This window comes from Streptomyces sp. NPDC055140 (genome assembly GCF_053607285.1).
Genome location: NZ_JBSGTG010000009.1, coordinates 55354 through 73956 on the forward strand (window position 1 = coordinate 55354; position 18603 = coordinate 73956).

Sequence of the window (18603 nt, forward strand, 5' to 3'; positions counted from 1 at the left end):
CGGAGCTCTTCCGCCCAGGAAACCCCGTCAGCCCAGCAACTCGGACCAGTTCGAGGGGACTCGGTCCGCGGGGCCGGGGGTCGACTGTGTCTCGGGATGGCTGACGGGGGGAGCGAGGTCCGGGCCCGTCTCGATGAGCGAGGACGTGTTGTAGTCCCAGAACCAGTTCTCGCCCGGCTCGAAGCTCTGGATCACCGGGTGGCCGCTGGTCTTGGCGTGTTCCGTCGCGTGCTTGCCCTGAGAGTCGTCGCAGCAGCCGATGTGGCCGCACTGCGCGCAGCGCCGCAGATGGAACCACCAGCCGCCGGCCGCGTCGCACTCGACGCATCCGGTGCCGTTCGGCGGGACCGAGGGGTCGATTCCGTTCAGGGTGCTCATGAAGACTCCTGTGGGGGGTCGGGTTCAGGGTTCGTGGATGTGAGGGGGAGACGCACCTGAAAGCGGGTGTCTCCGGGCTCGGAGTGCACATCGAGCTGACCGTGGTGCTTGTTGACGACGATGCGCCAGGAGATGTCCAGGCCGAGCCCGGTTCCCTCGCCCACCGGTTTGGTGGTGAAGAACGGGTCGAAGATGCGGCCACGGATGTCCGCGGGGATCCCCGGCCCCGTGTCGCGGAACTCCACGAGCAGATGGTCACGGTCGAGCGCGGTACGCACCGTCAACGTGCCCTCGCCGCCTGTGCTGTTCATCGCCGCGACCGCGTTGTCGACGAGGTTCGTCCACACCTGGTTGAGCTCGCCGGGATAGGCGGGGACCTCGGGCAGTGTGCGGTCGTAATCCTTGACGACCTTGATCCCGTTCCCGAACTTGCCGGAGAGCATCATCAACGTGCTGTCGAGCAGCTCGTGCACGTCGGCGAACCGGGAAGGGGCCCGGTCGATCTGGGAGTACTGCTTGGCCGCGTCGACGAGGTGGGAGATCCGCGCGGTGGAGTCCTCGATCTCGTTCATGAGGAGTTCGGTCTCGACCGTGTAGTTCAGCCACCGCATGGCGCCTTCGAGAGTCTCCTCGCCGACGGCCGAGGCGACCTGGTCGAGCCAGTCGACATCGAGGCCGGCCTGGACGAAGTTCGGCGCCAGCTGCCAGCCGGCGGTGATCCCGTGGTCGTCCAGCCAGTCCGTGAGGGCGTCCTCGCGGTCGGAGGTCTCCAGAGGGGTCAGGACAGGAGCCTTGGACACCTGCTCGGCCGTCCGCTCCTGGATCTCGACGAGTGTCTCCAGCGTGGCCCGCCGGTACGGGCCCGAGGCGATCGCGCCCAGCTTGTGCCGCATGCCCGCGACCCGCTCGCGCAGCGACGACGTGGCCCGCGCCGCCGCGGCGGCCGGGTTGTTGAGCTCGTGGGTGAGCCCGGCGGACAGCGAGCCGAGCGCCAGCAGCCGTTCCCGCTGGCCGACCGTCTGCTGGACGTTCCGCGTACCGAAGAACAGCCCTTCGAGCAGGTGGACGGCCATGGGGAACCATTCCCGCACGACGGCCGCGAAGGTCTCCGCGGGCAGGACGAAGAACCGCGCGGGCTCAGTGACCCGCATCGAGCTGTTGTACGTCTGCGGGGCGCGATCGCCGAGATAGGACTGGAAGGCGCCCGCGTACACACCGCGACTGGAGCTCCGGTTCACCTCCACGTCGTCGGCACCGACGCGGCGCGACATGACGAGCGTGCCCGCAAGGAGCACGTAGAAGCAGGTCGCCGGATCGCCTTCCGCGTACACAGGCCCGGGATCGAAGGCCTCCACGCGGCCCTCGCGGCACAGCCGGTCGAGCTGGTCCGGGTCGAGCTTCTCGAACAGGAACAGTGAGCCCAGTTCCTCGCGGCTGCACGGAACCGGCCGCCCGTTCACGACTGCTCCAGATACCGGTGTACGAGCATGACGGCCATGGCTCCCTCTCCGACGGCGGACGCGACGCGCTTGGCGGACTCGGAGCGTGCGTCCCCGGCCACGAACACACCGGGCACATTGGTCTCCAGGTGGTACGGCGGCCGGTCGAGATCCCAGTCCGCGGGCGGCCGTCCGTCCGGGGTGAGGTCGGGACCGGCCATGATGAAGCCCCGCCCGTCCCGCAGCACCGTCCCCTCCAGCCAGCCGGTCAGCGGCGCGGCCCCGATGAACACGAACAGCCACTGCGCATCCACGAGTTCGGTGTGCCCGCTCGCCACGTCGCGCAGGGTCAGCTGTTCCAGATGCTCGGATCCGTGCGCGGCGTCGAGGACGGTGCCGGTGCGTACGGAGACATTGGGCGCGTCCTCGATCTGCTGGACGAGATAGTGCGACATCGAGGCGGACAGCGACGGGCCCCGCACGAGGAGGGTGACGGACTTGGCGCCCCTGGCCAGGTACATGGCGGCCTGTCCCGCCGAGTTCGCGCCGCCGACGATGTACACGTCGTGCCCCTGGCAGGCGCTCGCCTCGGTCAGCGCGGAACCGTAGAAGACCCCGCACCCCGTGAGTCCCGCGAGGCCTGGGGCGTCGAGCTGGCGGTACGACACTCCGGTCGCGAGGATCACGCTGTGCGCGGAGACGGCGGAGCCGTCGGAGAACAGCACGGTGCGCGCGGGCCCGTTCACCTCCAGGCCCGTCACCTCACGTGCGGTGAGGATCTCGGCGCCGAACCGCGCGGCCTGGCGCCGGGCCCGTTCGGTGAGCTGTGACCCGGACACGCCGTCCGGGAAGCCGAGGTAGTTCTCGATCCGGGAGCTCTGGCCCGCCTGTCCGCCGGTCGCCGAGCGTTCCACGAGCACGGTCCGCAGGCCCTCGGACGCCCCGTAGACGGCGGCGCCGAGCCCCGCTGGGCCGCCGCCGACGACGACCAGGTCGTAGAAGTCGGCCGTCGGCGTCGTGGCCAGGCCCACCCGCGCGGCCAGCTCGGCGTCCTCGGGTTCGACGAGCGCGGTGCCGTCCGGGGTGATCACGAGCGGGAGCCGTGAGCCGTCCTGCCCGGCGGCGGCCAGCAGACAGCGGGCTTCCGGATCCTCGGACGAGTACCACCGGTACGGCACCTGGTTACGGGCGAGGAACTCCCGTACGTCCGACGACCGCGCCGACCACCGGTGCCCGACGACCTTCGTGGTCGCCACGGGCTTGCGGTCGGTGGCCCGCCAGGTCTCCAGCAGGTCCTCCACGACGGGATAGAGCTTCTCCTCCGGCGGGTCCCACGGCTTGAGGAGGTAGTGGTCGAGGTCGACGACGTTGATCGCGTCGATGGCGGCGCTGGTGTCGGCGTACGCGGTCAGCAGGACCCGGCGCGCGCCCGGATAGATGTCGATGGCCTGCTCGAGGAACTCGATGCCGTTCATCTCGGGCATCCGGTAGTCGGCAAGGATCACCGCCACCAGGTCGCCGCGCAGCTTGAGCTCGCGCAGCGCGTCCAGGGCGGACGCCCCGGACTCCGCGCGCACGATCCGGTACGACTCGCCGAAGCGCCGCCGCAGGTCCCGGGCGACGGCGCGGGAGACCCCCGGATCGTCGTCCACGGTCAGGATGACGGTGCGCGCTGGGCCTGCGGCCTGTGCCATGCGGCTTCCACCCCGAACTCATCGGCGTCTCGCCCCGGCGCCGGTCCGCGCGGACGTGCGCGCGCGAGCGGCCGGAGAACCCCATCGTAAGTTCGATCGGCCGGGTTCGCGCTGGAACGCCCGCGGGGTGCGTAACCGCGGGGATGCGTCAGTCCGGGAGGCGTGTGCCCCGCGTGAGGTCGCCGGGGTCCGTGTTCGCGCCGCACATGATCACGGCGACCCGCTCACCGGGTGCGGGCGTGTAGACGCCTGAGGTCACCGCCGCGAGCGCCGTGGCCGCAGCGTGCTCCACCGCGAGCCGCCGGTCGTCCCACAGGGCCTGACGTGCGGACACGATCGCCTCGTCGGTCACGAGAACGGACCGTACGTGGTCCTTGCCCGCCCATTCGAGCGCCATCTCGGAGGTGCGGCGTGCGCCGAGGGAGTCCGCCGCGACGGAGTCGACCGGGACGTCGACCACCGCGCCCGCCTCCAGCGCGGAGTGCAGGGCGCAGCACCGCTCCGGCTCCACGGCCACGACACGCACGCCGTGCGCACGCGCCGACGCGGCGATGCCCGTGAACAGTCCGCCGCCGCCCACCGCGACCAGGACGGTTTCGACGCCGGGCAGCGCCTGAACGAGCTCCTCCATGACCGTGCCGGCACCGGCCGCGATCAACGGGTGGTCGTACGCGTGGGACTCCAGGGCGCCGCTCTCGGCCGCGTACTTCTGCGAGGCCGCCAGCGCCTCCGCGTACTCCGAGCCGACCTGCCGGACCGTGGCGCCCAGCCGCCGGAGCCTGTCGACCTTCACCGCGGGCGCCGTCTCGGGAACGAAGACGGTGGCCTGCACCGAGTGCCGGGCCGCGGCCCAGGCGCAGGCGAGCCCGGCGTTGCCCCCGGAAGCGATGACGACGCCTGCGTCCGGCATCAGGCCCGCCTCGATGTGGCTGCGGACGAAGTTGAAGGCGCCACGCGCCTTGAACGAGCCGGTGTGCTGCATGAACTCCAGCGCAAGCCACCCTTCGGCCTCACCGAAGGCACCGTCGAAAGCCCCGTCGCCCAGCGGGGCCACCACGAGCGGGCGTGTGTGCCCCGCGATGCGGTCGGCCGCGGCCCGTACGTCGTTGAAGGCAATGGTCACGAGCTTCTCCTCGGATGAGCGGGTGGTGACGACCCTACGAGAAGGGGTCGGCGCCCCGGCAGCCGTCACCCGTTGCCCCGCACCGGCGTGCCAGTGCGAACGGACCGGCCTTGAATGGGACGCCCCAGGTGCCCTTCCCCCCGGAAGGGGCGTGGAGCCTCCATGCACGTCCCTCGGAAAGCTGCCGCACGTCCTGTCCGCCCAGAACCCGCTGCTCTCCGCGGAGGGCGACCCGGAAACCCCACCCGCCGAGGTCAAGCGCCCGTAGCAACCGCGCAGGGTCCACGAACTGGACATCTCCGCTTTTGAATGCCGTGTGCAGCTAACCTGTGCCGGTCCATTCGACAGGAGGCGTCAGTGAGCAACGGACGGATCGTCGCCGCCCTCGACGGGGCCTGCGTGCGCAGGTTCACGACGGGCCAGGTCATTCTCGACGACATCAACTGGACGGTGCGCTCCGGCGAACACTGGGCCCTGCTCGGCGCCAACGGCGCCGGCAAGACCAGCGTGCTCCGCCTCATCGGCGCCTTGATGCACCCCACCACCGGCACCGTCGAGGTCCTCGGCCACCGCCTCGGCAAGGTCGACGTACGCGAACTGCGCGCGCACATCGGTCTGGTGTCGAGCGCGCAGCGCGTGCCGCAGGACCTCACCGGGCACGCCGTCGTCCTGACCGGGCACACCGGCACCGTGCAGCCCCTGTGGCGCAAGTACGACGCCGGCGTACGCGAGCGCGCGCACACGCTCCTGGCCGAGCTCGACATCAAGGAGCTCGCCGACCGGCCGTACGGCGTCTGCTCCGGTGGCCAGCGGGCGCGCGTCCTCATCGCCCGCGCGCTGATGGCGGACCCGTCCCTGCTCCTGCTCGACGAGCCCTTCAGCGCGCTCGACCTGCCCTCGCGCGAGGACCTCATCGACACGATGCGTCAACTCGCCGAGGGGCGGCGGGGGTTGGCGACCATCACCGTCACTCACCACCTGGAGGAGCTGTCGCCGGCGATCGGGCACGCGCTGCTCCTGCGCGACGGCCGCGTTCTGGCGGGAGGCCGGGCCGACGAGGTGCTCACGTCCGCCCGGATGACGGCCTGCTTCGGCCGCGCCATCGAGGTGTCACGACACGGGGGCCGCTGGCTGGCCCGCTCGGGCACCACGAGCTGGGGTCCCCCGGTCGCGGGAGCCTGAAGCTACGTCCACCCGGGGGCAGGGGGCCGCTCGGTCCAGCCGGTCGTGGCCACCACCTCGCGGGCGATGTCGGCGACCGTCCGCCCGTCGGTCGCCACTCGCACGGTGTCCGCGGGTGCCTGCTCGTCCAGGAGGCGTGCCTTGCGGGCGCTGCCCCGCAGCTCCGTCTCCAGCTCCGAGCCGAGCTCCCGGGCGGTCAGCCGCTCGGCGGCAGTGGCGTCGGAGGCGGTGAGCAGGACCCGTACGATCCGTACGCCCGTTCCCATCGCACGCTCGAACATGCCGGCCGCCTCGGGCAGCACGCTGACCGTGTTCGTGTAGATGAGGCGGCGGTAGCCGCGCCGGGCGAAGTTGCCCCACACGGCCGTCAGATTGTCCTCGGTGATCCCGGCCCGGTGCGGGTCGCCCTCCGGCGCCGGATGCACCTGCCCCATGAAGTCGCCCTCGATCACGGCGTGTGACACCTCCATGGCGCGCAGGAGGGCCGACACCTCCCAGCCCACGGTCGTCTTGCCGACACCGGCCCGTCCGCCGAGGAGCAGCAGTTCCGCATCACTCATGACAGCAGGGTGACAGGGCACGGCCGACATGCGCGATCCGAAATTGCCGTGATCTTCCCCGCCGCGAGCCCTGGACCTCGAGTGCGGTTCAGTTTCTAGGCTCGGACGCACCGAAGGATCGTGTGCACCGGACGGAGCGAATCAGCCATGGAGTACTCGCACAGCGACGCGGAACTGATCGAGCAGCCCATCGGCTACTGGGCCTGGGCCGCCTACAAGGCTGTCGTCACCCGCACCCGCGGCGCGCTCGCGGAGAAGGGCACCACCCAGCCGCAGTGGTGGGTCCTCGCGCAGGTCGCACGGGCCGACCGCATCAAGACCCGGGCCGAGGTGTCCGACACCCTCAGCGGCTACCTCGACGTGGGCGATGTCGTCCTGGCGGAGGAGATCGACGCGACGATCGCCCACGGCTGGCTCGCCGAGGACGCCGAGGGGCGGCTCTCGCTCACGGCGGCGGGCACAGACTTCTTCGACGAAGTGGCCGTACTCCAGCGGGAGTTGTGGACCGAGCGGCACGCGGGAATCTCGGACGAGGAGTACCTGACCACCCTCAAGGTGCTTCAGCGCTTCATCCACAACACGGGCGGCCACGCCTGGCACCACTGACGGCGGCCGGGCGGTCCGGCCACAGGACACGCCGCCGATGACGTAATCGGACCTCCGTCCCCTGCGACTGGGACACCCTGTGGTCGTTCGACCGCGGGGTGCCCGGCACCGTTCGCCGCACGCGCGGCACACGCAAGGAGGCGGGACGCGTCGTGAGGGATTCCGGAATCGACTACGAGCAGGTGTTCCAGGCGCTGCCCGGCTCGGTCGCACTGCTCAGACCCGACCTCGTGTACGCGGATGCCAACGAGGCGTTCTGCCAGATGTCGGGACGCACCCGTGAACAGCTCGTCGGCCGGTACCTGTTCGACGTCTTTCCTGACAACCCCAGCGACGAGGGGGCGAGCGGCATGCGCAATCTGGAGCTTTCGCTGCGGAGAGTGGCGGCCACCGGGGAACGCGACACCATGGCGCTCCAGCGGTACGACGTCGAGTACCCCGACCGGCCCGGCCGGTGGGAGGAGCGCTACTGGAGCCCGGTCAACGCCCCCGTCTTCGGCCCCGACGGCAGCGTCGTACTGCTGCTGCACCGGGTGGAGGAGGTCACCGAGCTGATCCGCGCCCGGGGCGGCCGCGACGGTGACTGGGCAAGGGTGCTGGAGGCGGAGCTGTACACCCGCGCCAGGGAACTCCAGGAGGTCAACGAGCGGCTGCGCCAGGCCCACGCCCGTGAACGCGAGGTGGCCCTGACCCTCCAGGCCGCGATGCTGCCGGTGCCGGAACGCGTCGTCGGCGGCAGGTCGGCCGTGCGCTACCGGCCGGCGGTGGGCGCTCTGAACGTGTGCGGCGACTGGTACGACCTGGCCGAACTGCCAGGCAACCGGACCGCGGTGGCCGTGGGTGACGTGGTCGGCCACGGCCTGCACGCGGCCGGCGTCATGGGCCAGCTCCGCAGCGCCCTGAGCGCCGCCGTGCTCGTGGCCGACGGACCCGCGGCCGCGCTCGACGCACTCGGCCTCTACGCCCGCTCGGTCGAGGGCGCCGAGTCCACCACCGTCGCCCTGGTGGTCATCGACCACTACCACCACACCCTCGCCTACAGCAGCGCGGGCCACCTTCCGCCCGCGCTGCTGCACACCGACGGCACAGTGGAGTTCCTCGACAAGGCGACCGACCCGCCGCTCGGTGCCCGTCCCGAACCCGCCCCGAGGCCCGAGGCCGTGGTCACCTTCGAAGAAGGCGCAGCCCTGGTCCTCTACACCGACGGCCTGGTCGAGCGGCGCCGCGAGGACATCGACACGGGCCTGACCCGCCTCGCCGACTGCCTTACGCGCAATGTGTCGGCGGACGCGGAACGCCTCGCCGACACCGTGCTTGCCGAACTGATCCCGCGCGGCGGCAATACCGACGACACGGCCTTGGTGATCATCCGTTTCTGAGTGACGCGCCTTACCCGCGCGCGGAGTTGCGGTGCTGGAGGGTGCGGGCGAGACGTGGTCCCAGCCACTGCTTGAGTCTGCGCAGTGACTGCAACTGGTCGGCGGCCTGGTCGATCCGGTAGTAGAGCTGGGGTGGGATGTGGGGGAGCAGCGGGGAGTGCCGCTGGCCGAGCAGGGCGAACATGTGGGCCGGCGGGAGCTGGATGTAGCGGGGGAGGTTCTCGTACCACTGCGCGCTGTGCCGGGCCGCGCTCTGGACGGACAGCAGCTCGCTCTTGCGGGTGCGCTCGTAGTGGCTGAGCGCCGGCTGGATCGTCTTCGCTTCGGCCAGGGAGCCGGCCAGGGCCATCGCGTCCTGCATCGCGAGGGTCGTGCCCGCGCCGATGGAGTAGTGCGTGGTGTGCGCGGCGTCGCCGAGCAGCACCAGATTGCCGTGCGACCAGGTCCGGTTGGTGAGGGTGCGGAAGGTCTGCCAGGGGGCCGGTCCGCCGAGGTCGCTGCGGCCGATGAGGGAGTGGCCGTCGAGGAGCGACGCGAAGATTCCCTCCAGGCGGCGCAGGCTCTCCTGCTGAGGGAGGCGGTCGAGTTCGAGGCCCTGCCAGGTCGCCTTGGAGCACTCGACGACGCAGGTGCTGTGCTCGCCGCTGTACCCGTACGCGTAACACCAGATCCAGCCGTGCGCGGTCTGTGCGAAGGCGAACGTGAAGGAGCGGAACACCTTGGTCGTGCCGAGCCAGAGGTAGGGGTTGCGGCCCAGGGTGGCGTGCGTGCCGAAGTGGCCGGCATGGCGGTCGCGCATGCTGCTGTTTGCGCCGTCACCGGCCACGATCAGGTCGGCCTCGGGCAGCTGCGCGCGGTCCGGGATCTCGTGGCCGTACTCGATGTCGACGCCGAGGGACTCCGCGCGGCGGGCGAGGATGTCGAGGAGCTTGTGCCGGCCGATGGCGAAGCCCTCGTCCCCCTCATGGGTCGTGGTGCGCTCCCCGACGTGGGCGACCCCGTCACGCCAGCGCAGCGACCCGTCGCTGATCGCGGACGCGGAGTGCGGGTCGTGGCGCCTGAGCCGCTCCAGCATGTCCGGCCAGTAGGTGACGCCCCAGCCGTAGGTGGAGCCGGCCGGGTTCCGCTCGAAGACGGTGATGTCGTGCGAAGGGGCCTGAAGCTTCAGCAGGATCGAGAAGTACAGGGTGGCGGGTCCTCCACCGACACAGACAACCTTCACGCACACTCCCATGGTCTTGTCGCGGCCCGGCCTCGGCGCCCGGCGGCATCCGTGCAACGACGGTAGGGGGTAGTGGTTCCGCGAACGCGTACAACACCCGCTAAAAGCACCCGAAGTGCTCAGGGTGCGGTGCGGGCGTAGCGGCCCGGGGTAGTGCCGAGGACCCGCTTGAAGTGCCGGGTGAGGTGCGACTGGTCGTAGAACCCGGCGGCGGTCGCCACCTCGCCCGGCGGCTGCCCGCCGAGGAGCAGGCGGCGCGCCAGATCGACGCGGCGGGACATCACGTACTGGTGCGGCGGGATACCGAATGCGCCGCTGAAGGCGCGTACGAGATGGGTCGGGTGGGCGTGGACGAGACGCGCCGCCTCGTCCAGGGCGATGCCGTCCAGGAGCCGTGCGTCCAGGAGATCCCGCAGGTCGTGGGCGACGCCACGGGCGGGCTGCTCGGTGTCGGTGACCCCGGGGCGCAGGTGGGTGCGCAGCCGTTCGCCGATCAGCGCGAGGCGGCTCTCCGCCTCGAACTCGTCCCCGGGGTGGGCGAGGGCGCTGTGGAGCCGGCCGACGCGGGTGCGCAGGACGGGGTCGGTGAGGTCGGGTCCGTCCACCGCCGCCCCGATGAATGTCTCGTCGAGCTGCGTCATGTCGAGGTAGAGGACGCGCTTGCGGAAGCCGTGTGCGGTGGCGGGCGACCCGTTGTGCGGCACGCGCGGCGGAAGCAGGCTGACGGTGTCGTTCGGTGTGCCGCGCTCATGGCGGTCCAGGTGGTATCGGACCGCGCCGTCGTCGACGATCAGCAGCGTCCACGCGTCATGCACGTGCATGGGGTACGTGTGCTCGGTGAAGTGGGCGTGGAAGACCTCGACCACACCCGCGACCTGCGGGCGCCAGGCGGAGATCTCGGGCCGGGGCACCATGCAAGGAACGTACAAGACCGGACCGGCCTCGACAGAGCAGTCTCGAGGCATGAGAACGATGGACGAGATCCCCACCGACGTCGCGAGCCCGGCGCCGGCCGCGGCGGACGACCATTCCGGCCCCGCGCCGGTCCGTTTCGACACCAAGATCGCCGTCCTGCTGCGCGACGACCTGGAGCCCTGGCAGCGGCTCAACGTGACCGCGTTCCTGGTCAGCGGGCTCGGTACGGCGGCCCCCGAGGTGGTCGGAGCGCCGTACGAGGACGCCGACGCCACCGCGTACCTGCCGATGTTCCGCCAGCCGGTGCTGGTCTTCGAGGGGTCGAAGCAGACTCTGGCCACGGCGCACGGACGTGCGCTGTCGCGCTCCCTGCCGACGGCCGTGTTCACGGCGGAGCTGTTCGGCACGGGCAACGACCGGGACAACCGTGCCGCGGTCCGGGCCGTGCCCGCCGACCGACTGGACCTGGTGGGCATGGCCGTGTACGGCCCGCGCAACGCGGTCGACAAGGTCCTCAAGGGGGCGCGGATGCATCCCTGAGCGACGAACCTCCGGGCCGCATTTAATCGGGTGCCCGGCACCGGTCCGGTTCCCTACACTCGCCACGTATTCACGCCGCTGCCCTTCGTCGCAGCGCGCGCCGTGACAAGTGAGGGGAGCCGGGCCGTGCGTCACCGCACCGCTGTCGTCGTTCCCCGGTCACGGTTCGAGGTGATCCTGGTGTCTCGGTGTGCCCGGCACCGGCTGCGCGGCCGGTACCGGACCCCCGTGACGAACATCTGACACCTCGCGTGTCCGCACGACCCCGAACCGACCCTTCGGCGGGGCCCGTTGCGCTGTCCGTCCGGTAATCGCGCTGCCTCTGTGTGGAACCACCTGAAAGGCCACAGGCGTGCGTACCGACCTGCACCGTCATGACACCGACCCTCTGACCGCCGTCCGTAACGTGGGCATCCTCGCCCACGTCGACGCCGGCAAGACCACCGTCACCGAACGGATCCTCTACACCACCGGCGCCACCTACAAACGCGGCGAAGTCCACGACGGCACCACCGTCACCGACTTCGACGTCCAGGAACGCGAACGGGGCATCACCATCTCCGCCGCGGCCGTCAGCTGCGCCTGGGACGGGCACCGGATCAACCTGATCGACACTCCGGGCCATGTCGACTTCGCCGACGAGGTCGAGCGCTCCCTGCGCGTGCTGGACGGCGCCATCGCGGTGTTCGACGGCGTCGCGGGCGTCGAGCCGCAGAGCGAGTCGGTCTGGCGGCAGGCCGACCGCCACGGCGTGCCGCGCATCGCCTTCGTGAACAAGCTCGACCGCGCCGGTGCCGACCTCGACACGGCGGTCGAGTCGATGCGCCGGCGCCTCGACACGGTCCCGATGGTGGTCCAGCTGCCGGTCGGCCGCGAGGACGCGTTCACCGGTGTCGTCGACCTGATCCGCATGCGCCTTCTCACCTGGCGCGAGGGCGGTGAGACGTACGAGGAGGGGCATGTTCCGCAAGAGCTCAGCGAGGAGGCGCGGCGGCGCAGGCGCCTCCTCGAGGAGACGGTGGCGCAACTGCATCCCGGCGCACTGGAGGAGTTCTGCGACGGATCGGCTCTGTCCGCCGGGACGTTGGCAGGAGCGCTGCGGGATCTGACGCGCAGCGGCGAGGGCGTCGTCGTGCTGTGCGGTTCGGCGTACCGCAACCGCGGTGTCGAGCCGCTCCTGGACGCGGTCGTCGCCTACCTGCCGTCACCGCTCGACGCGCCCGCGGTCCGCGGCGCCGTCGGCGACGACGAGCAGGAGCGGGCCTGCGATCCGGCGGCACCGCTGGCCGCGCTGGTGTTCAAGGTGCAGGCGACTCCTCGCGGGCGTCTGACCTATCTGCGGCTGTACTCGGGAACAGTTCACAGGGGAGAGGCGGTGTGGGATGCGGGCGCACGGCGTACGGAGCGGATCGGCCGGATCCTGCGCGTCCAGGCCGACCGGCACACCGAGGTGGAGCGCGCGGTGGCCGGGGACATCGTCGCGGTGGCCGGAGTGAAGGCCGCCCGCAGCGGCGCGACCCTGTGCGCACCCGACGCGCCTGTCGTCCTCGAACCGCCCACGGTGGCCGAACCGGTCGTCTCCGTAGCGGTCGAGGCATGCAGGAACGCCGACAGTGCCCGGCTGGTGTCCGCGCTGGCACGACTCGTCGAGGAGGACCCCTCGCTCGTCGTCAGGACCGACCGCGAGAGCGGCCAGACGGTCCTTTCGGGCATGGGTGAACTGCATCTGGAGGTGGCGGTGGAGAAGATCCGCCGGGCCCACGGTCTGGAGGTCGGCGTCGGCAGGCCGCAGGTGGCCTACCGCGAGACGGTCTCGCGCGGGGTGTCCGGTCTGGTGTACCGGCATGTCAAACAGGAGGGAGGAGCAGGCCAGTTCGCGCACGTCGTCATCGACGTACGGCCGCTGCCGGTGGCGCAGGACGGTGCGGGCGACGGCGCGGCGGACTTCGTGTTCCGGTCGGTCGTCACCGGCGGACGGCTGCCGCGGGACTACGTCCAGGCCGTGGAGGCCGGGTGCGGGGACGCCCTGAGCGAGGGCCCCCTCGGCGGCCATCGGGTCACCGGGGTGCAGGTCACGCTCACCGACGGGTCCACGCACCCCAAGGACTCCTCGCCGATGGCGTTCCGTACGGCGGGCCGTTTCGCGCTCAGGGCGGCCTTCCGGGCGAGCGTCATGACGCTCCTCGAACCGGTCGTCGAGGTCACGGCCACCGTCCCCGAGGACGCCGTGGGCGGGGTGCTCGGGGACCTGGCGGCGCGACGCGGCCAGATCTCCGCCTCCGCGATGCGCGCGGGCACCGCGGTCGTCACTGCGACGGTGCCGCTGGTCGAACTCTTCGGCTACGCGTCCCAGTTGCGCGGCCGGACCCAGGGCCGGGGCACGTTCACCAGCCGGGCGACCGGCTACGCGCCGGTTCCGGGTGCGGTGTCCGACCAGATGGCTTCGCGGTAGCCGCGCGAGCGATGGCCCCGTCCGTCCGAGGGCGGGCGGGGCCGTCCGGCCGTGGTGCGGGCCAGAGTTCAATCGGCCACGGACAGCACCGTCTTCGCCGGGGCCGTCCGGTTCTCCAGGGCCTCGTGCACCTTGCCGGCGTTCTCCAGCAGCTCGACCGCCGGCAGTGGCTCGTCCAGGATGCCGCGGGCCACCAAGGAGATGACGGCGGTGAGCGCCTTGGTGCAGGTCGCCGGGCGCAGATGGGCGACGCCGCCGATACTCAGGCCGGACACCGTGCGCGTCGCCAGCCAGGTCTCGTCACCGGAGAAGGGCCGGTCGTCGCGGCTGGCGTTGCCGAGGACGACATGGCGTCCGAAGGGGGCGAGGCGCCGGAACGCGGTGGCGCGCAGCGAGCCGCCCACCGGGTCGATGACGACGTCCACCGAACCGTCCGGCGTGAGGCGGTCGAGACCGTCGGCCAGCGCGTCCGCAACCACCACGTCCGTGCACTCGGCCGGCGCCCGGTCCGGGTCGCGGCCGACGACCCCGATCACCTGCCGGGCCGGGAAGAGCGCCGCCATCCGCGCCGTGGTGGCGCCCAGGCCACCGGTCACCCCGAGAACGAGGACCCGGTCCCGGGCGTCGAGCCGGGCGACATCGTGCAGTGCCACCCACGCGGTGACGCCGTTGACGATGGCGGCGGTGACGCGGCGCAGGTCGACGCCGTCCGGCACCGGAGCGGCCATCGTGTGGTGCGCGACGGCGACCTGCGCGTAGCCGCCGGCGCGCTGTCCGCGCCCGAAGTCGTTGAGCAGCGCGGCGACGCTCCGGCCGACGGTGAACCCCTGGACATCGCGGCCCACGGCACGCACCCGGCCGGTGACCTCGATCCCGGGGACCATCGGCGTCCACAGCGGGAACGCCCCGGAGCGCAGCAGCGTGTCGACGAACCCGACGCCCGCGTACGTGACGTCGATGCTGATCTCCCCGGGACCCGGCTCGGGAACGGGACGGTGTGACACGGTGAGAGCGGAGGCGGGCCCGAACGCGTCGACCCCGGCGGCGAGCATGGTCTCGTCATTCATCAGCGGATCTCCTTTCCAGACAGCCCGGCAGTGCATGGCGTCGGGATCCGGCCGCATGCCCGCAGACGCCGCCCCGGACCACGACCGCATCCCCACGGACCGACCTTGCCACCGCGGCGGCCGAACGGCGGGACCACACGGGCGAACACAACACCGGGCCGCCGGTACCGCCTCTCAGGTCCCGCTCCCGGGGCGCGGCGTCGACGGCCTCCCCAGCCGCGTACCTTCTCCCTGTGCAGCTCATCGAGATATCCGATCTGGTCGTGGAGCACGACCCCGGCACGCGTGAACGCCTGCCGGTGCGGGGCGCCGACGTCGTCGCGCGGCTCGCCGCCGCGGGTGACCGCAATGGCGCCCGTATCGCCGCCGGGCTGGCGTGCGACGACGACGGGAACCTCGATCCGCTCGCCGTGGACCGCCGGCTCGTCGCCGTCCACACCGAGCTCCAGCGGCTCAGCGAGGAACTGCGCCTCGGCGACCGCATCGCCGAACTCCTGCGTCCGCTGCTCGCCGTGATCCGCGCCGCCGGGCCGACCGACGGCCCGCTGCGGGTGGTCGACGTCGGCTGCGGCCTCGGCTACCTCGTGCGGTGGCTGGCCGCGTCCGGCGCCCTCGGCCCGGATGTCGACCTGATCGGAGTGGACTTCAACGCGGCCCTGGTCACCGAGGCCGCGCGGCTCGCCCGCGCGGAGGGACTGCCCTGCCGCTTCGTACGGGGTGACGCTTTCGCCCTCGACGAGCCCGCCACCGTGTACGTGTCGACGGGCGTCCTGCACCACTTCCGGGGCGATGACCTCGACGCCTTCTTCGCCGCCCAGGCCACGCCGGGCACCGCCGCGTTCTGCCACTTCGACATCGCCGCCACCGGTCTCGCCCCGATCGGCGCGTGGGTCTTCCACCGGGCGCGGATGCGCGATCCGCTGGGCCGCCACGACGGCGTGATGTCGGCCCGCCGCGCCCACGACGACGAGACACTGCTGGCGGCCGCCGCCCACGCCGACGGGCTGACCCCGCTCGTGTACGAACCACGGGGCCGCAGCAACCCGTTCTGCACCACGCTGCGCCCCGTCATCGGCGTACGCCCCGACCTGCTGCCGCCGCTACGGGCCGAGCTGGGACCCGGACCGTCGGGCCGCCTGGTCGGGCGTGCGGACACCGTGGGCGGGACGCGCCAGGGGGCTTCGGCGGGGGAGGGCGCCGGGTGAACGCCTTCCTGCTCGCCGCTCTGGCGCTCGTCGACGCGGCGTTCGCCGGGTTCCGTGCCTACACCGGTCGGGACGGCCGCATCCGTAAGTCGACACGGGCGCTGCTCGCGGCCCGCCGCGGTCTCGCGATCGGCGCCCCTGTGCTGCTGCTGAGCGCGGCCCTCGCCGTGACGCTGCTCGTCGCCGCGGCGGACCGGGGCGCGCGCTACGCCGAACTCGACGCCGCCGCCCACCGGATGCTCCTGTGCTACGCGCCGTACACGCTGATCGTCGCACTGAGCCTGGGCTGCTACCTGTGGGGCCCGTTCCGGGCCGGCACCCTCGCCGTGGTCGTCGGCCTGGGGCCGCTGACCCTGGTGCGCCCGCTGGTGGTGCTCGCCGGGGCGGTCGCGGCCGCGTGGGGTTCGCTTCCGGCGGCCTCGGTGGCGGTGGTCGCGGCGGTGGGGGTGCTCCTGGTGGAGCCGTTCGTCCACCGACGCTGGTACGCGGAGCCGGTGTGAGCGGCGCCGCGTACCCGTGGACAACTACAGGCTCGCGTCGCGGTGCGTGGGGCGGCCGTCGAGGACGGTGAGCAGCACCGGCAGGTCCGGCAGCGCGGTGTCGGCCGTGGTGAGCGGGTTGTCGGCGAGAACGGTGACGTCGGCGCGACAGCCGACGGCGATCCGCCCGGCCTCGTGCTCCTCGCCCGCCGCGTAGGCCGCGTTGACCGTCAGACCCTGGAGCGCCTCCAGCGGCGTGAGCGCCTGCTCGGGTCCGTGCGGGTCCTGGGTGAGGTCGCGGCTCGGGCGGCGGTGGCGCGCGCCGGCCATGACCCCGAGCGGCGGATACGGGGCGATCGGCCAGTCGGAGCCGAGGAGCACGGTGGCGCCCGAGTCCTGCAGATCGCGGCAGCGCCAGGCGCGCGATGCGCGCTCCTCACCGAGGCGGCGCGACCAGTTGTCGGTGTGGTCGGCCCGGGTGAAGTCGCAGCAGTGGGTGGGCTGCATGGACGCGATGACGCCGAGCGCGGCGAACCTGCCCAGGGTGTCGTCGGGCACGGTCTCGATGTGCTCGACCCGGTGGCGCGCCCCGCGCCCGCCGGTGGCCTGCGCCTTCTCGACGGCATCGAGAACATGGCGTACGGCTGCGTCGCCGATCGCATGGGTGGCGGTGGGCACCCCTGCGCGGTGCAGCTCGCCGATGATCCGCGTGTAGACCTCGGGGTCCGGCCAGAAGGCGTGGGTGGACTCGCCGTGGCAGTCCGGGCGCTCCAGCCAGGCCGTGCCGTTGTCGATGGTGCCGTCCATGAAGATCTTGACGCCGTCGGTGCGCCACAGCGCGCCGCCGTCGCCCTGCTGCTCGATGAGCGCCCGTATTCCTTCGGCGTCGGTGCCGGGCTGGCACCACGGCGCGACCCGCAGCCGGAGCGCGAGCTCACCGGCCGCGTCCAGCTCGGAGAACAGGGCGAGGCTGTCGCCGTTCGCGTCCATGACGTGACCGCCGGTGAGCCCCGAGGCGGCCATGGCGCGCAACGTGGCGGCGAGCCGGTCGCGGCGCTCCTCCCGCGTGGGCCGCGGGGCGACCCGTTCCACGAGCTCGCAGGCGGCGTCCTCCTGGAGCAGACCGGTGGGACGGCCCTGCTCGTCGCAGACCACTTCTGCGGAGGCCTGGTCGAAGGTGCGCGGGCCGTCCACACCGGCCAGTTCCAGCGCGCGCCTGCTGGCCAGCATGGAGTGGGCGTCGAACAGCAGCAGAAGGGCCGGTACGCCGTCGAGGACGGAGTCGAAGGGGGCGATCCCGACGGGCCGGTCGCCGAAGACGTTCGGGTCGAGCCCCCAGCCGTGCAGCCACGCCCCCGGCGCCAGGTTCCGTACCTCGGCGGCGAGCGCCGCGCGCACGTCCTCCACGCCGGTGCAGCCCGACAGGTCGAGCCCGCCCGTCAGCTCGGCGCCCGAGACGGGGTGGAGATGCCCGTCGACCAGGCCCGGGGTCACCACGGCGCCCTTGAGGTCGATCACCGTGGTCGAGGCGTCCACGTGCTCACGTATGCCGTGGTCGTCGCCCAGGGCGGAGATCCGGCCACTGGACACGGCGAGGGCGGTCTGCGGCAGGAACGCGCCGGTGACCGGGTCGAGCAGGCGGGCGGAGAGCAGGACGAGAGGGCTGGGCACAGCGGCTCCTTGAAGGGCGGGTGGGTGGTGGCCGGGACGCGGGACCCTAGCCGGTGGGTGACGCGGTGAGCGTCCCGTGCGGAAGGCCGAGTTCGCGTTCCGCCGTCGTGGCGGCCATGCGCGACACCTCGGCTGGACGGTTGCTGGTGTCGGTGTTGGCGTGCGCTCCGAGGCCGTCGAGCACCACCAGGATGTGAATGGTCGTCACATACGGGTCGTCCGTATGGAATTCGCCCTGGTCGACGCCCTGCCGGATCAGGTCGGTGAGCCGCTCGCGCCAGGCTGCCTCCTGCTCGGCGACCCGGTTGCGCAGGACGGGCCGGTAGCGGCTGAGGTGGCGCGCGTTGATCCAGAGGCGGCTGATGTTGTCGTAGGACGCCCCCGTCGCGCGTGCGAAAAACCATCCCAGGTGCAGCGTGGGCGTCCCCTGGGCCCGTTCGGCGGGCAGGAGGCTGTCGAGCTCGGCGCCGGAGGCGCCGCCGAACGCCTCCGCCACGAGGTCGTCCGCCGAGGGGAAGTAGTGGCTGATCAGTCCGGGGCGGACGCCGAGCTCCTCGCCGATCCGCCGCAGCGTGACGCACTCGAGCCCTTCGGTGAGGGCGACCGAGGCGGCCGCGTCGACGATCTCCGCACGTCGGGCGGCCGGCGTCTTCCGAATTCGCTTGTGCTGGACGCTTGACGGCATACCTGG

At 72.0% G+C, this 18603-nt stretch carries 17 protein-coding genes; 7 read left to right on the forward strand and 10 right to left on the reverse strand.

Annotation, left to right across the window (positions count from 1 at the left end):
• Positions 1-27 precede the first annotated feature (27 nt).
• The 4 genes from ACWFR4_RS18905 to ACWFR4_RS18920 all read right to left on the reverse strand — a co-directional run bounded on the left by ACWFR4_RS18905 (position 28) and on the right by ACWFR4_RS18920 (position 4634).
• Complete coding sequence (locus ACWFR4_RS18905) at positions 28-378, reverse strand: UBP-type zinc finger domain-containing protein (protein WP_453653400.1); 351 nt, start codon at positions 376-378, stop codon at positions 28-30.
• Positions 375-1838, reverse strand: a complete 1464-nt coding sequence (locus ACWFR4_RS18910; RefSeq protein ID WP_453469264.1) for an ATP-binding protein — start codon at positions 1836-1838, stop codon at positions 375-377. The genes ACWFR4_RS18905 and ACWFR4_RS18910 overlap by 4 nt, the downstream gene beginning before the upstream one ends.
• Positions 1835-3511 carry an FAD-dependent oxidoreductase gene (locus tag ACWFR4_RS18915; RefSeq protein ID WP_453653402.1) on the reverse strand — a complete coding sequence of 559 codons (1677 nt, stop codon included), beginning with the start codon at positions 3509-3511 and terminating at the stop codon, positions 1835-1837. The genes ACWFR4_RS18910 and ACWFR4_RS18915 overlap by 4 nt, the downstream gene beginning before the upstream one ends.
• Positions 3512-3659: 148 nt before the next feature.
• On the reverse strand, positions 3660-4634 hold the full coding sequence (locus ACWFR4_RS18920; protein WP_453653404.1) for a threonine/serine dehydratase: 975 nt from the start codon (positions 4632-4634) through the stop codon (positions 3660-3662).
• A 357-nt stretch (positions 4635-4991) separates the two neighbouring features.
• On the opposite strand from ACWFR4_RS18920, the gene ACWFR4_RS18925 reads away from it, so the two are divergent.
• Complete coding sequence (locus ACWFR4_RS18925) at positions 4992-5816, forward strand: ABC transporter ATP-binding protein (protein WP_453653406.1); 825 nt, start codon at positions 4992-4994, stop codon at positions 5814-5816.
• 2 nt (positions 5817-5818) lie between these two features.
• Here ACWFR4_RS18925 and ACWFR4_RS18930 read toward each other — a convergent pair whose 3' ends face one another.
• A complete protein-coding gene (locus ACWFR4_RS18930; RefSeq protein ID WP_453468665.1) occupies positions 5819-6376 on the reverse strand; it encodes an AAA family ATPase in 558 nt (185 codons plus the stop codon).
• 147 nt (positions 6377-6523) lie between these two features.
• On the opposite strand from ACWFR4_RS18930, the gene ACWFR4_RS18935 reads away from it, so the two are divergent.
• Both ACWFR4_RS18935 and ACWFR4_RS18940 read left to right on the forward strand, forming a co-directional pair.
• The gene (locus ACWFR4_RS18935; RefSeq protein ID WP_453653408.1) at positions 6524-6982 is read left to right on the forward strand and encodes a MarR family winged helix-turn-helix transcriptional regulator; all 459 of its coding nucleotides are present in this window, start codon (positions 6524-6526) and stop codon (positions 6980-6982) included.
• Positions 6983-7134: 152 nt separating this feature from the next.
• Entirely contained in the window at positions 7135-8361 is a 1227-nt protein-coding gene (locus ACWFR4_RS18940) for a SpoIIE family protein phosphatase (protein WP_453653410.1), read from the forward strand.
• A 10-nt stretch (positions 8362-8371) separates the two neighbouring features.
• On the opposite strand, the gene ACWFR4_RS18945 is transcribed toward ACWFR4_RS18940, so the two are convergent.
• Both ACWFR4_RS18945 and ACWFR4_RS18950 read right to left on the reverse strand, forming a co-directional pair.
• Positions 8372-9583 (reverse strand): FAD-dependent monooxygenase, encoded by a 1212-nt coding sequence (locus tag ACWFR4_RS18945; RefSeq protein ID WP_453653412.1) that lies wholly within the window; start codon positions 9581-9583, stop codon positions 8372-8374.
• A 119-nt stretch (positions 9584-9702) separates the two neighbouring features.
• Entirely contained in the window at positions 9703-10497 is a 795-nt protein-coding gene (locus ACWFR4_RS18950) for an AraC family transcriptional regulator (RefSeq protein ID WP_453653414.1), read from the reverse strand.
• Positions 10498-10555: 58 nt separating this feature from the next.
• Between ACWFR4_RS18950 and ACWFR4_RS18955 the strand changes: the two genes are divergently transcribed.
• On the forward strand, positions 10556-11038 hold the full coding sequence (locus ACWFR4_RS18955) for a DUF2000 family protein (RefSeq protein WP_382604717.1): 483 nt from the start codon (positions 10556-10558) through the stop codon (positions 11036-11038).
• Positions 11039-11390: 352 nt separating this feature from the next.
• Positions 11391-13490: an elongation factor G gene (gene fusA, locus ACWFR4_RS18960; RefSeq protein ID WP_453653416.1), complete on the forward strand. Its 2100-nt coding sequence runs from the start codon at positions 11391-11393 to the stop codon at positions 13488-13490.
• Between the two features lie 68 nt (positions 13491-13558).
• On the opposite strand, the gene ACWFR4_RS18965 is transcribed toward fusA, so the two are convergent.
• Entirely contained in the window at positions 13559-14557 is a 999-nt protein-coding gene (locus tag ACWFR4_RS18965) for a quinone oxidoreductase family protein (RefSeq protein WP_453653418.1), read from the reverse strand.
• Positions 14558-14790: 233 nt separating this feature from the next.
• Here ACWFR4_RS18965 and ACWFR4_RS18970 point away from each other — a divergent pair, with 233 nt between their 5' ends.
• Both ACWFR4_RS18970 and ACWFR4_RS18975 read left to right on the forward strand, forming a co-directional pair.
• Complete coding sequence (locus ACWFR4_RS18970; RefSeq protein WP_453653420.1) at positions 14791-15762, forward strand: class I SAM-dependent methyltransferase; 972 nt, start codon at positions 14791-14793, stop codon at positions 15760-15762.
• A complete protein-coding gene (locus ACWFR4_RS18975) occupies positions 15759-16262 on the forward strand; it encodes a hypothetical protein (protein WP_453653422.1) in 504 nt (167 codons plus the stop codon). Before ACWFR4_RS18970 ends, ACWFR4_RS18975 begins: the two co-directional genes overlap by 4 nt.
• 24 nt (positions 16263-16286) lie before the next feature.
• Here the strand turns inward: ACWFR4_RS18975 and ACWFR4_RS18980 are convergent, their stop codons facing one another.
• The gene (locus tag ACWFR4_RS18980) at positions 16287-17912 is read right to left on the reverse strand and encodes an amidohydrolase (protein WP_453653424.1); all 1626 of its coding nucleotides are present in this window, start codon (positions 17910-17912) and stop codon (positions 16287-16289) included.
• A 46-nt stretch (positions 17913-17958) separates the two neighbouring features.
• Positions 17959-18597, reverse strand: a complete 639-nt coding sequence (locus tag ACWFR4_RS18985) for a TetR/AcrR family transcriptional regulator (protein ID WP_453653426.1) — start codon at positions 18595-18597, stop codon at positions 17959-17961.
• Between the last annotated feature and the right edge of the window lie 6 nt (positions 18598-18603).